We start from the raw sequence: 12,573 nt of genomic DNA on the forward strand, positions 1-12,573 counted from the left end.
AGGTGGGTCGAGGTCGCTCGCTGCCAAGGTGAGCGCCGCCCCTCGCGGCCGCAGCTGGGTGGGGTGGACGGGCGCCACCCTTGGCAGCACGCGTGCCTGGCCCGCAGCTGAGCGGATGGGCGCGCCCCTTCAGCGGCGCGGGGAACTGCGCGATCGGCCCACAGCTGGGCGAGGTGGACGGGCATCACCCCCTGGGGCACGCGCGTGCCCGCAGCTGGGCGGGTGGAGCGCCCCCTTAGGGGCGCGAGGAACTGCGCGAGCAACCCCCACCGGCCCGCAGCCAAACGAATTGGGACGGACGGGGTTTTAGGGGCGCGGGGAACTGCGCGGCCAACCCCCACCGGCCCGCAGCCAAACGGAACGGGACGCGCGGCGCTTTCAGGGGCGCGGGGAACTGCGCGACCAGCCCCCACCGGTCCGCAGTTGGGCAAGGCCCCCTAGGCGCCCGGTAGGCGTCTGCGGTCGTGTAGGGCTGCCTGGGTTGCTGCTGTTGTGCCCTCTGTCCAGCCTGCTTCGTCTGTTGCGCCCCTCAGGCGCGTTGTCGTTGTTGTGGGGAACAGGTGGGTCAGGTGGGCCGTGACCGCCAAGTCACGGGTTGCCAGGATCGGGAGCAGGGAGTCGGCGGTCTCGGGCGCCGGTGTTTGTGCCGCCGTCGCAGCCTCCAGGCGTGCGCCCATCTTGTGGGCGTAGGCCGCCAAGAAGGACTGGCGGAATGTTTTCGTGCGCCTGCGGCCCTGCGCCCGCTGCACCGCCTCCGCCCTCGTCATCGCCGTCGTGGCCTGTACCAGCAGCGACGTGTACAGGAGTTCCACCGTCTCCAGGTCCGGTTCGAAGCCCACCACCGTCGAGAAGCCCAGCGCCTCGTTCCACACCGCTCGGCAGCGGTTCGCGTCGGCCACCGCGTGGAGCAGGACCGCCTTCGCCTCCTCGTACGGCGCGTCCACGCCCAGGCGGCACGCGCGCGGGGCGTCGGGTGCGGGGGCGCCGGCCGCCAGCAGGGCCTCGTCGATGCTGTGCCTGGCCATAAGTTCCTGGGCCTTCGCGCTCAGCGCCTCCGCCTCCTCCGGGAAGCCCGTCGCCTCCGCCTTCGCCAGCAGCGCGCGGATACGGGGCAGCATCCGGGACTCCGGGCGGGCCGCACCTCCGGTCGAACCGCCGTCCAAGGGCTCCAGCGTCGGCAGTGTCAGCAGGAGGCGGTACAGCTCCAAGATCGTCGTCGCGTGCGTGAAGCGGTCCATGCGGGCCGCGGGTGGCGTGGTCTCCGTACGCAGGTCGGCCAGTTGTGCCGTCCAGCGGTGGTCCCGGGCTCGGTCGTCACGGGCCTGGGCGACTATCAGGGTCGTCACCACGCGTACATGCGCTTCGTCCAGTTCGCGGCGGACCAGGCGTACGACATCCGCCGGCTGCCAGCCCCGGCGCCAGGCCGACGCCACGAACTCCTCGCCGCGGCGGGCGAGTTCGGCGTCCGCCGTCGGGTCGGCGGCGAGGAGGGACGCGCCCGTGTCGAGGGTCGTGTCCGTGTCGGCGTACAGGGCCGCCTTGAAGGCTTGTTCGACGGTGTTGCTGGTCACCCGTCGATCGTGCCATGTCCGCCCACTTCGAGTGTCAACTCATGGTTGACAGCTCACCACTGCCAACCTACGGTTGACGCATGACGACCAATCAGCCCGTCCGGGCCTCCGTACGTCTCGACGACCTCATCGAGGCCATCAAGAAAGTGCACACCGACGCCCTCGAACAGCTCCAGGACGCGGTGCTCGCCGCTGATCACCTCGGGGAGGTGGCCGATCATCTGATCGGGCACTTCGTGGACCAGGCCCGGCGTTCCGGAGCCTCCTGGACCGACATCGGCAGGAGCATGGGCGTCACCCGGCAGGCGGCGCAGAAGCGGTTCGTGCCGAAGGGCGAGTCGGACCTCGACCCGAGCCAGGGCTTCAGCCGCTTCACGCCACGGGCCAGGAGCGTGGTGGTCCTCTCCCAGGAAGGGGCCAAGGCCGCCGGCAACGACCAGATCCGCACCGAGCACCTGATCCTCGGCCTCCTCGCCGACCCGGAGAGCCTCGGGGCGATGGCGATCACCGCGCAGGGCGTCTCCCTGGACAGCGTGCGCGAGGCCGCGACCGCCGGCCTCCCGCCACGTGGCGAGAACGACCCCGCCCTCATCCCCTTCGACGCCAACGCGAAGAAATCCCTCGAACTCACCTTCCGCGAGGCCCTGCGCCTGGGCCACAACTACGTCGGCACCGAGCACATCCTGCTCGCCCTGCTGGAGTTCGAGAACGGCGAGGGGGTGCTGTCCAGCGCCGGTCTCACCAAGGCGGCGACGGAGGAGTACGTCGTCGCGGCAATCGCCAAGATCAAGGTGGACTTCGAGGGGAAGGGAGAGGGGAAGGGCGCGGAGAAGGGCTGAAAAGTCCAGGTCAGGGGCATTGTCAGACCCTCCTGCCACACTCTCGGACATGGCAGGAATGGCGGACATCGCCGAGCGCTGGGCGCTCGCTCCGGCCGAGGACGGCGGCGTGGAGATCGCCCCCCTCGGTCCGGACGGGCTGCCCGTCGGGCCGGTGCGGCGGGAGGGGGATCTCGGCGCGGCAGTCCGTGACCGGCCGGAGGTCACGCGGTGGGTGTGGCGGTCCACCGCCGAGGTCTATCCACGGCTGCTCGCCACGGGGGTGCGGGTCGAGCGGTGCTACGACATCGAGGACGCCGAGACGCTGCTGCTCGGGCACGAGGGGCGGCTCGGTGAGCCCCGGTCCGCGGCGGCGGCCCTGGGCAGGCTGCGCGGTGGTCCCGTACCGCCGGATCCACCGCAGCGGGCCGCCGAGCCCGGCGCGCAGTCGCCGCTGTTCGAGCCGCAGAGCGTCCGGCTGCCGCTGGCGGATCTGCTGGAGGTGTACGCCGATCAGCAGCGCCGGCACGACGCGACCGCGCACCCGGACCGGATGCGGCTGCTGACGGCAGCCGAGTCGGCGGGGATGCTGGTGGCCGCCGAGATGAACGCGGCGGGGCTGCCGTGGCGGGCGGACGTCCATCGGGAGCTGCTCCACGAACTGCTGGGCGAGCGGTACGCGGGCGGGGGTGAGCCCCGGCGGCTCGCCGAGCTGGCGGACGAGGTGTCGGCGGCGTTCGGGCGGCGGGTGCGGCCCGATCTGCCCGCCGATGTCGTCAAGGCCTTCGCGCAGGCCGGGATCAAGGTGCGGTCCACGCGGCGATGGGAGATCGAGAGTCTTGATCATGCTGCTGTGAAGCCGCTCGTCGAGTACAAGAAGCTGTATCGCATCTGGGTCGCCCATGGGTGGTCCTGGCTTCAGGACTGGGTGCGGGACGGGCGGTTCCGGCCCGAGTTCCTCGCGGGCGGGACGGTGACCGGGCGCTGGGTCACCAACGGCGGGGGCGGGCTCCAGATCCCCAAGGTGATCCGGCGGGCCGTGGTCGCCGACCCGGGGTGGCGGCTCGTGGTCGCCGACGCCGACCAGATGGAGCCGCGGGTGCTGGCCGCCATCTCGCGCGACCCCGGGCTGATGGAGGTCGCGGGGCGGGAGACCGACCTGTACCAGTCGGTCTCCGAGCGCGCGTTCTCCGGCGACCGGGAGCAGGCCAAGCTCGCCGTGCTGGGCGCGGTGTACGGGCAGACGTCCGGGGACGGCCTCAAGAACCTCGCCGCGCTCAGACGCCGGTTCCCGAAGGCGGTGGCGTACGTCGACGAGGCCGCCCGCGCGGGAGAGGAGGGGCGGCTCGTACGGACCTGGCTGGGGCGCACGTGTCCCCCGGCCGTGCGGACCGGCGACGACTCGGTGGAGGAGGCCGGTATCCCGCTCTCGGAGGACGAGGGCAGCGGGCCGGCGAGTGCGGAGGCGCAGGAGTGGGTGCCGGGGTACGCCTCCTCCAACTCCCGTGCCCGAGGCCGCTTCGCGCGCAACTTCGTCGTCCAGGGCAGCGCCGCCGACTGGACGCTGCTGCTGCTCGCCGCGCTGCGCCGGACCTGTGCGGGGATGGCGGCCGAGCTGGTCTTCTTCCAGCACGACGAGGTGATCGTGCACTGTCCCGAGGAGGAGGCGGAGACGGTCGTGGCGGCGATCCGGGAGGCGGCGGAGCTGGCGGGGCGGCTGACGTTCGGGGAGACCCCGGTGCGGTTTCCGTTCAGTACGGCGGTCGTGGAGTGCTATGCCGACGCCAAGTGACGCGCGTCAACCCCGTGCGGTGGCCGGGGCGTCGGCCAGTTCGCGGGCGAAGTCCCGGACCAGGTCGTGGGGTGCGTAGTGGCCGAACGCCGTCTCCTCCAGGAGGGCCACGTCGGTCAGGCGGTTCAGGGCCGCCTCGGCGCGGTGTTCGTCGGTCGCGGTGAGGCGGGCGAGGAGTCGGACGTCGTACGTGGGGAGGTCGAGGGTGCCGATGCGGCGCAGGGCGAGGGCGGCGTCGCGGTCGGCCTCGTGGGCGGAGGTGCGCAGCGCGTCGTGGGCGCCGGCCAGGGAGCGGCGGACGCTCAGGTCGTCGTACTCCAGGTACGGCAACCTGCTTGCGGCGGCGGCCAGTTGACCGGCCAGCAGGTCCGGGGTGAGGGCTCTGCGGGCGGCGAGCCGGGCGGCCACCACGCGCAGGGCGAGCGGGAGGCGGCCGGTGAGGCCGACGAGGGGGTGGGCGGCGTCGAGACCGTCCCGTCCGGAGACGGCGCGCAGCAACTCGGCGCTCTCCGTGGCGGTCAGGGGGGTGAGGGGGAAGCGGCGGGCACCGTCGAGGGCGGTCAGCGGGGACCCGCTGGTGACGATCACCGCGCATCCCGGGCCCGCCGGGAGCAATGGCCGTACCTGCGCGGCGCGTTGGGCGTCGTCCAGGACCAGGAGCGTGCGGGTCGGTGCGAGCAGGGAGCGCAGCAACGCGGCTGCCGCGTCCGGGTGTTCGGGGATGCGGTGCGGCTCGACGCCGAGGTCGCGGAGTAATGCGGTGAGGGCGTGGGCCGGGGTGAGCGGGGGTGTGCCGGGACCGGGGGTGGTGCCGTGCAGGTCGACGTACAGCTGACCGTCGAGGAAGTGGTCCCGGAGGGCGTGGGCGGCGTGCAGTGCGAGGGCGCTCTTGCCCACGCCGGGCATGCCGTGGATCACGGCCACGGGGGTGATGGGCGTGATGTCGTCGGGGCCGGGGTGGCTGTCCGGGGCGAGGGTCCGGCGCAGGGCGTCGGTGAGTGAGGTGCGGCCGGTGAAGTGGGTCGGGGGTGGGGGGAGTTGGGCGGGGTGGGGCATGGGGGACGGCGCCGGTGCCGACGCCTCCCGTCGTGTCGACGCGGGGACTCTCGCTGTCGGGGCGGGAGCCGGTCGCGGGCCGGGCTGCGAGGTCGAGTCAGGCGCCGGTCGCGGGGCCGAACCCGACGTCGGCTGTGCGGGGACGTAGGGAGCCGCGAGGTCGGCGGGCATCGCGGCGGTGCCCGGAGCCTCCGGCTCCAGTCGGCCTTCCGGACCCCCCAGAACCCGCAGCACCTCCACATGCGCCGCCCGTACCGCCGCCCCCGGCTCCACCCCCAGCTCCTCCAGCAGGCGGTTGCGCAGGTCGCGGTGGACGGCGAGGGATTCGGCTCGGCGGCCGGTGCGGTGGAGGGCGAGCATGAGTTGGCGGTGGTAGGACTCGCGCAGGGGGTGTTCGGCGGCCAGGGCCGTCAACTCCGGGACCAGGGCTGCCAGTCGGGGGCCGCCGATGTGCAGTTCGGCGTCGTAGCGCCATTCCAGGAGGAGGCGGTGGGCCTCCGTCAGGCGTTGGGTGAAGGCGTAGCCGACGGTCTCGGGCGGTGGCGTGCCGCGCCACAGGGCAAAGGCTGACGCGCACTCACCCAGGACTCGGCGCCAGTCCTGGTTGGCGTGGGCCGCCCGTGCCCGTTCGACGTGGGCCTGGAAGACGTGGACGTCCAACTCGCCCGGGCCCACCCGTAGTAGGTAGCCGGGCGGGACTGCTCGGAGGCGTGCCGGGTCGTCGAGGCGGCGGCGCAGTCGGGCCACGTGGTTGTGCAGGGAGGCCTGTGCGGAGGCCGGCGGTGCCCCGCCCCACAGCGCGTCCTTGAGCGTCTCGACCGGGACGACCCGGCCGGGTTCGAGGAGCAGGGCGGCGAGCAGTGCTCGTACCTTGCCGCCGCCGATCGGCTGAATTCCGTTGCCCGTACGCCCGTTGGGGACGTCGAAGTCGTACAGGACCGGCGCGCCCAGCAGTCCGAACCGCAGACCGCGCCGCATGTTCTCGCCCCACTGCCGTCTCGTTGGCTTACCGGACGCACATGTTAGCGATTTGTTGGCGTGGCCTGATGTGATCACCTCAACGGAGCCGGTCCGAGGGTGCGCGCGTATGACGCGCAGCTCGGGGGAGTGTCGCCGTCGCGGCCGGATCCGGATACGCGAGAGGGCCCCGGTCGCCAGAGGTGACGGCCGGGGCCCTCGTATCGCGGACCCCACGGGACCACTCGGTTCACAGGATCGGTGGGCGGCCCAGCCTCGTCAGTCTCCACACCGTGCGCCAGCTCATCGGGCGGCGCTCGCCCGCCGGTTCACGCAGGCCCTCCGCGAAGCCGGCGAACCAGGCCCGCAGCGCGCCCGTGGAGCGGGCCCGCAGGACGGTGATCGCGATCCAGACGGCCAGGTGCACCGGGATCAGCGGCAGCGGCAGCCGACGGCGGACCAGCCAGACCCGGTTGCGGGCGGTGACCCGGTGGTAGATGGCGTGCCGGGCGGGTGAGGTGCTGGGGTGGCGGAGCAGAAGACGCGGTTCGTAGAGGATCTTCCAGTCGGCGTCGACGGCCCGCCAGGCGAGGTCGGTCTCCTCGTGCGCGAAGAAGAAGGCGGCCGGCCAGTCGCCGGTCTCGTCGAGCATCTCCATGCGCAGGGCGTGGCCGCCGCCGAGGAACTGGGTGACGTACCCGCCGAGCATCGGATCACCCGCGCCGGGCCGGGGCACGTGCCGGCGCTGGGTCACGCCGTTCTCGTCGGCGATGCGGAAGCCGACGATGCCGAGCCGGGGGTCGGCGGCGTACAGGTCCCGTACGCGGGTGAGCACATCGGGGTCGACGAGGAGGCCGTCGTCGTCGAGGTCGACCACGACGTCGATGTCGCCGAACTCCCGCAGCCGGGCCAGCGCCACGTTGCGGCCGCCCGGACAGCCGAGGTTCTCGTCGACCTCGATGGTGGTGACCTCGCCGGAGAGGCCGGGGAGTTCGGGCAGTGGACAGCCGTTGCCGACGAGCACGATGCGGTCGGGGGCGAGGTCCTGCTTGGCGATCGACTCCAGCAGCGCGTTCAGCGCGGCGGGCCTGTTTCCCATGGTCACCACGGCCACCGCGATGCGCGGCTCCACCGTCATGCCACCCACCAGACCCACCTCGTTCCGGCCGCCGACGTCAACCATCGCGGTCGGATGCTATCTGTTTACAGTAAGGATGTATTAAGTACGCATTAAGTACGTCTCTTCTGCATAACACCCTTGCACAAACACCCTAAGGCGTTCAGTCGGAGCCGGATTCCAGCCACGTCCGCAGCGCCCACCACCAGTGCAACGTACCCAACGGTCCGGAGGAGATGCCCGGCAGATCATCGGTCAGGGACTCACCGGTGAGCTGCTGGAGGCGGGCCAGGCGATAGCGGACGGTGTTGGGGTGGGTGAACAGGGTAGCCGCCGTCCGGTCCAGGCGGCGACCGTGGTCGAGAAACGCGAGCGCGGTGACCGCGATCTGGCGGTGGAAGTCGTCCCGGGGGTCCAGGTCCGCGAGCAGCCGGGCGCTGAGCCAGGCGCCCAGCAGCGGCTGGTCGGCGAGGGCGATCTCGGCGGCCAGCTCGGTGAGTTCGTACACGCCGGGGCGCAGGGACGGACCCCGGTCCAGGGCACGGGCGCAGAGGCCGTACGCCGCCCGGAGGTCGTCCAGGGGGACGGCCGGTGAGACCACGACGAGCGGCCCGCCGCCCTCCGTACCGTTACCGTTCTCGTCCCACTCCCCCTCCCCCTCTCCTTCCCCGTCATCGATGCGCCCGCCCGCCGGCAGCCGTGGGTACAGGCCCACCAGCCGGCCGTCGAGCATGCCGAAGAGGCAGCCGCGCAGGGCGGCGAGACGGTGGGTCAGGCGCCGGGTGCGGGCGGGGTCGCCGCCCGGGCGGGCGACCAGGAGGTGGCGTACGGCGTCCTGACGCAGCCCGGCGCGCGTCAACTCCTCTGCCGCGGGCGGCGGTTCGCCCTCGACGAGGAGCCGGCGGAGCAGCCGCGCCCGGGTCTCGCCCAGGGCGCGCGGGGTGTCCCACTCGGCGGCGCGGTAGCCGTGGACGACGTGCCGTTGCAGGGCGTCGCCGTACTCCTTGAGGCGCAGGACGGCGGTGAGCAGCGCGGCGTCGGGGACGCCGGCCGAGCGGCAGCGGTCGACGGTGATCTCGACGGCGCGGGTGTGGGCGGCCTGAACTCCGCGCAGTACGGCGGTCATCGGCACGCCCTGGGCGGCGCGGTCGGCGCCGAGGAGGAGGGCGGCGGCGAAGTCCTGGGTGTCGATGCCCAGTTCGTTGCCGCCACCCATGCCGCTGTCCCCTGTACCCAGGCCTCGCTCACCGAGATCCCCCAGCCACGCGCCGGCCGCGTTGATCATGGCGGTGACGTGCCAGTGGGTCTCCGCCTCGGCGAGGCGGGCCACCTCGGGCGAGTGCGACCGGGCCGCGTGCACGAGTTCGCCCTGGACGTCCGCGTCGGCGGCCATGGCGCGCAGCACCTCGGCGACGGTCTCGCGGTCGGGTCGCCCGGACCGCTCGGAGACGTCGGTGAGGACCGTCATGGGCCTCTCCCTTCCGCGTCGGTGCGGTGTCGCCGGGACACAACGGAGGGGCGGATGCGTTGGCTCCCGGCTACTACCGCGCTGTCGTACCGACCTGATTCCCTGAGCGCTACCGACGGTAACCCCAGGCTCGCCAGAAACACACCCTTCGCGCGGACGCCCCACGCGTCCCGTGCACGCGCAGCTGATCCCGCATGCGCACCCGCATTCGCCGTACGTCCTCCCGGAAGGCACCCCCATGGAGCACTTGACTGACCCGGTCAGCCGCCGCCGGGCGCTGACCCTGGCCGGCGGCGCGGTCGCCGCCACCGCCCTCACCCAGACGGGTACGGCCTTCGGGGCCTCGGCGGCGGCCACGTCCGCCGACGCGATCGTCGTCGGCCACGGTCTCGCCGGGCTGGTCGCCACGGCCGAACTCGCCGCCGCGGGCCGCAAGGTGCTGCTGCTCGACCAGGAACCGGAGACCAACCTCGGCGGCCAGGCGTTCTGGTCGTTCGGCGGGCTGTTCTTCGTCGACTCCGTCGAGCAGGGCCTGATGGGCGTCAACGACTCGCCGGAACTGGCGTGGCAGGACTGGCTGGGCACGGCCGGCTTCGACCGGGGCGTCGACGACCCGCTCGGCCAGGACTACTGGGCCTACAAGTGGGCCGAGTCGTACGTCGACTTCGCGTCCGGCGAGAAGCGGTCCTGGCTGGCGGGCCTCGGGATGCAGTGGTTCCCGATGGTCGGCTGGGCGGAGCGCGGCGGCGGTCTCGCGGACGGCCACGGCAACTCCGTACCGCGCTTCCACGTCACCTGGGGCACGGGCCCCGCCGTGGTGGAACCGTTCGAGAAGAAGGTGCGGGCTGCGGTGGCGGACGGGCTGGTGACGTTCAAGCACCGCCATCGCGTGGACGAGATCGTGCGGACGAACGGCGTCGTCACCGGCGTCCGCGGCGCGGTGCTCGAAGCGAGTACGGCCGCGCGGGGCAAGGCCAGTTCGCGGACGGTCGTCGGGAGCTTCGAGCTGAGCGCCGAGGTGGTGATCGTGACGTCCGGAGGCATCGGCGCCAACCACGATCTCGTACGGGCCAACTGGCCGGCCCGGATGGGCAACGCGCCCAAGTCGATGATCACGGGTGTGCCCGCGCACGTGGACGGGCGGATGCTCGGGATCACCGAAAAGGCGGGCGGGCGGATCGTCAACCCGGACCGGATGTGGCACTACACGGAGGGCATCAAGAACTACGACCCCATCTGGGCGAACCACGGCATCCGGATCCTGCCCGGGCCGTCGTCGATGTGGTTCGACGCGACGGGCAAGCGGTTCTCCGCGCCCGACATGCCGGGCTACGACACCCTCCACACCCTCAAGTCGATCACCGACACCGGCTACGACTACTCGTGGTTCGTGACGACCCAGAAGATCCTCGCGAAAGAGTTCGCGCTCTCCGGATCCGAACAGAACCCCGACCTCACCAACAAGGACATCTGGATGCTGCTCTCGCGCATCTGGCAGACGCCGGAGCCACTGGAGCGGTTCAAGAAGTACGGCGAGGACTTCATCGTCTCCGAGACGCTGTCCGAGCTGGTGCGGGGCATGAACAAGCTGACCGGGACGAGTCTGATCGACCTCGCAGCGCTACAGCGGCAGATCGAGGCGCGGGACCGGGAGATCGACAACTCGTACAGCAAGGACGCGCAGGTCATGGGCATCCGGAACGCGCTCTCGTATCCCGGGGACGTCCTCAGCCGTACGGCGTCGGCGCACAAGATCCTGGACTCGTCCGCCGGGCCGCTGATCGCCGTGCGGCTCAACATCCTGACGCGCAAGACCCTCGGCGGGCTCCAGACCGATCTGTCGGGGCGGGTTCTCGACGCTGCCGGTGCGCCGGTTCCCGGGCTGTACGCGGCCGGGGAGGTCGCGGGGTTCGGGGGTGGCGGGGTGCACGGGTACCGGTCGCTGGAGGGGACGTTCCTCGGGGGGTGTCTGTTCTCGGGGCGGCAGGCGGGGAGGGCGGCGGCTGCGGCTACGGCCTGACCGCCCCTCAACTCCCGCCGCAGCACCCCCTGTTGTCAGCGGCGGGCGCTGCGGCGGGCTCGCTCGGGCACGTTCGTCCACCATCGCGCGGCGGCCCGGGCGGGAGCGGGGAGGGCAGGGTCGTCCCGGACGGTGGTGAGCAGGTCGTAGCGGGAGGACATGCCCATGCCGTACACGAGGCACTGAAGGATCATCGCGCTGCCGCCGGCCCGCCGCAGGGCCCACTGCGAGCTGTGCCGGGAGAGCGCGTCGGTCCAGTAGTGGTCGTCGGCCTCACCCGGGGCCAGGTCGCCCAGACAGTGGGCCGCGGCGAGGACGGTGGCCTCGGGAAGACCCAGCGCGGTGGTCAGCCGCTGGACGAGCGGGCGGGAGCGGTGGTCGCCGAGGACCCGTAAGGCTCCCAGGAGGCTGGGCGCCAGGACGGCGTCCCGTGCGGTGGCGGGGCGGGCCAGCTCGGTGGCGACGGCTTCGGCCAGCGGGCGTCGCAGGGGCGTGGCGTACAGCAGCATCGCCGTGTAGAGCCGGATGTCGAACACCGGGCTGAACAGCATTTCGTCGACCAGGCCGTGGAGGTCGCCCAGCGTGTCCTCGCCGGGCGGCGACGGATGGTCGCGGGTCGCGTCGGCCACCGCGCGGGCCACGATGCGCCGCACCACCAGCCCGGTTCCCGGCTCGCCCGCCAGCCGCCCGCGCTGCCATACGTGGCCGAGCGGCCCGTCGGCGTCCAGGAGCCCGCGCCGCAGCCTGGCCGGTGTGCGGTCCGGCAACGAGCGCAGGATCTGCGCCGCCAGCGGTGCCACCCCGGCGACCACCCCGTCGGCCGCCTCGCCGTCGCCGAGGAGTTCGGTGCACAGCGCGCTGACGGTGTCGAGCTGGGGCCGGGTGAAGTGGCCGTAGGCCACCTTGCGGGCGCACGCCATGAGCGCCCCCTGGAAGGCCCGGTCGCTGGTGGGCGCGGTGAGCTGGGCCAGCACCTGGACGCCGCTGTCGGGGTGCGCGGTGTTGTCCAGCGCGCAGATGACCTCGGTCGACGCGTGGTTGGCCCGGTCGGCGGCGATGCCCGCGCAGCGGGCGATGGCGTCCGGGCCGCCGCGCGGATGGTTGAGCAGCTGGTTGAGCGCCTCGAACCGCATCATCCAGGCCACGCCGCCGGCGATCACCATCTCCTCCACCAGCCGCTGGGTGAGCTGCCGCCAGATACCGGCCGGCATCAGCACCGCGTCCGGTATCGCGGCCAGGTCACCGGCCAGCGCCGCCCAGTCGGCCCCGGTCATGTCGTCGCCGGACAGCGCCTGCTCCAGCAGCTCCTCCGTACGGGGCTGCGCGGAGGTGGTGGCGGTCGCCGCCAGCGGGGGCCGTTCCAGGGCGGACGGTGCCAGGTAGCGCAGCGTCGTCCGGGCGGCGGCGGTGAGCAGATGGGGCGGCAGGCCCAGCAGTTCCTCGTACCGCCGGATCGCGTCCCCCGACACGTTCAGCCGTCCGGTCTCCCAGCGTGAGACGGTGCTGACGCCGGCCGTCCCGGGATGGCTGCCGCCCCGGAACGCCCGGGCGAAGGCGGACACCGTGGACAGTTCCCTGTCCCCGCCGAGCTGCCGGTTGATCCGTAACAGCCACGCGACGCGCTCTCGCGGGCCCAGTGGGCACAACTGCCCGCCGACCGGAGCCGAGGCCCGGTTCCCCTCCGCCTGTGCCATGGGGTCAGCGTGGCAGCCCGGGACGGGCAGGAGGAGAGGTTCGGGCGAAATTCCCACCATACCTGGCGAACTGAGCCGTA

General features: G+C 72.6%; 7 protein-coding genes and 1 pseudogene. 3 read left to right on the forward strand and 5 right to left on the reverse strand.

What is annotated here, in order from left to right; translation table 11 throughout:
* Nucleotides 1-437 precede the first annotated feature (437 nt).
* On the reverse strand, nt 438-1,571 hold the full coding sequence (locus tag OG787_RS20280) for a DUF2786 domain-containing protein (RefSeq protein WP_405535936.1): 1,134 nt from the start codon (nt 1,569-1,571) through the stop codon (nt 438-440).
* Nucleotides 1,572-1,651: 80 nt separating this feature from the next.
* On the opposite strand from OG787_RS20280, the gene OG787_RS20285 reads away from it, so the two are divergent.
* Both OG787_RS20285 and OG787_RS20290 read left to right on the forward strand, forming a co-directional pair.
* Nucleotides 1,652-2,410, forward strand: a complete 759-nt coding sequence (locus OG787_RS20285) for a Clp protease N-terminal domain-containing protein (RefSeq protein WP_405535937.1) — start codon at nt 1,652-1,654, stop codon at nt 2,408-2,410.
* 67 nt (nt 2,411-2,477) lie between these two features.
* A complete protein-coding gene (locus OG787_RS20290; protein ID WP_405540533.1) occupies nt 2,478-4,181 on the forward strand; it encodes a bifunctional 3'-5' exonuclease/DNA polymerase in 1,704 nt (567 codons plus the stop codon).
* Nucleotides 4,182-4,199: 18 nt separating this feature from the next.
* Here OG787_RS20290 and OG787_RS20295 read toward each other — a convergent pair.
* From OG787_RS20295 to OG787_RS20305, 3 genes and pseudogenes are all read right to left on the reverse strand, one after another.
* Nucleotides 4,200-6,215: pseudogene (locus tag OG787_RS20295) on the reverse strand (BTAD domain-containing putative transcriptional regulator); the annotation flags it as partial.
* Between the two features lie 229 nt (nt 6,216-6,444).
* Complete coding sequence (locus tag OG787_RS20300) at nt 6,445-7,377, reverse strand: glycosyltransferase family 2 protein (protein ID WP_369034094.1); 933 nt, start codon at nt 7,375-7,377, stop codon at nt 6,445-6,447.
* 97 nt (nt 7,378-7,474) lie between these two features.
* A complete protein-coding gene (locus OG787_RS20305) occupies nt 7,475-8,779 on the reverse strand; it encodes a PucR family transcriptional regulator (RefSeq protein WP_405535938.1) in 1,305 nt (434 codons plus the stop codon).
* A gap of 238 nt (nt 8,780-9,017) precedes the next feature.
* Here OG787_RS20305 and OG787_RS20310 point away from each other — a divergent pair, with 238 nt between their 5' ends.
* Complete coding sequence (locus tag OG787_RS20310) at nt 9,018-10,799, forward strand: FAD-binding dehydrogenase (RefSeq protein WP_405535939.1); 1,782 nt, start codon at nt 9,018-9,020, stop codon at nt 10,797-10,799.
* Between the two features lie 35 nt (nt 10,800-10,834).
* Here OG787_RS20310 and OG787_RS20315 read toward each other — a convergent pair whose 3' ends face one another.
* A complete protein-coding gene (locus tag OG787_RS20315) occupies nt 10,835-12,493 on the reverse strand; it encodes a helix-turn-helix domain-containing protein (RefSeq protein WP_405535940.1) in 1,659 nt (552 codons plus the stop codon).
* Nucleotides 12,494-12,573: the final 80 nt, after the last annotated feature.

The organism is Streptomyces sp. NBC_00075 (genome assembly GCF_045041225.1).
In the GTDB taxonomy this organism is placed as follows: Bacteria; Actinomycetota; Actinomycetes; order Streptomycetales; family Streptomycetaceae; genus Streptomyces; species Streptomyces adonidis.

Excerpts from the sequence above, each read along its gene's own strand:
- OG787_RS20310 (WP_405535939.1), top strand. The coding sequence starts at position 9,018 with ATGGAGCACTTGACTGACCCGGTCAGCCGCCGCCGGGCGCTGACCCTG.
- OG787_RS20315 (WP_405535940.1), bottom strand. The coding sequence starts at position 12,493 with ATGGCACAGGCGGAGGGGAACCGGGCCTCGGCTCCGGTCGGCGGGCAG.
- OG787_RS20285 (WP_405535937.1), top strand. The coding sequence starts at position 1,652 with ATGACGACCAATCAGCCCGTCCGGGCCTCCGTACGTCTCGACGACCTC.
- OG787_RS20300 (WP_369034094.1), bottom strand. The coding sequence starts at position 7,377 with ATGGTTGACGTCGGCGGCCGGAACGAGGTGGGTCTGGTGGGTGGCATG.
- OG787_RS20305 (WP_405535938.1), bottom strand. The coding sequence starts at position 8,779 with ATGACGGTCCTCACCGACGTCTCCGAGCGGTCCGGGCGACCCGACCGC.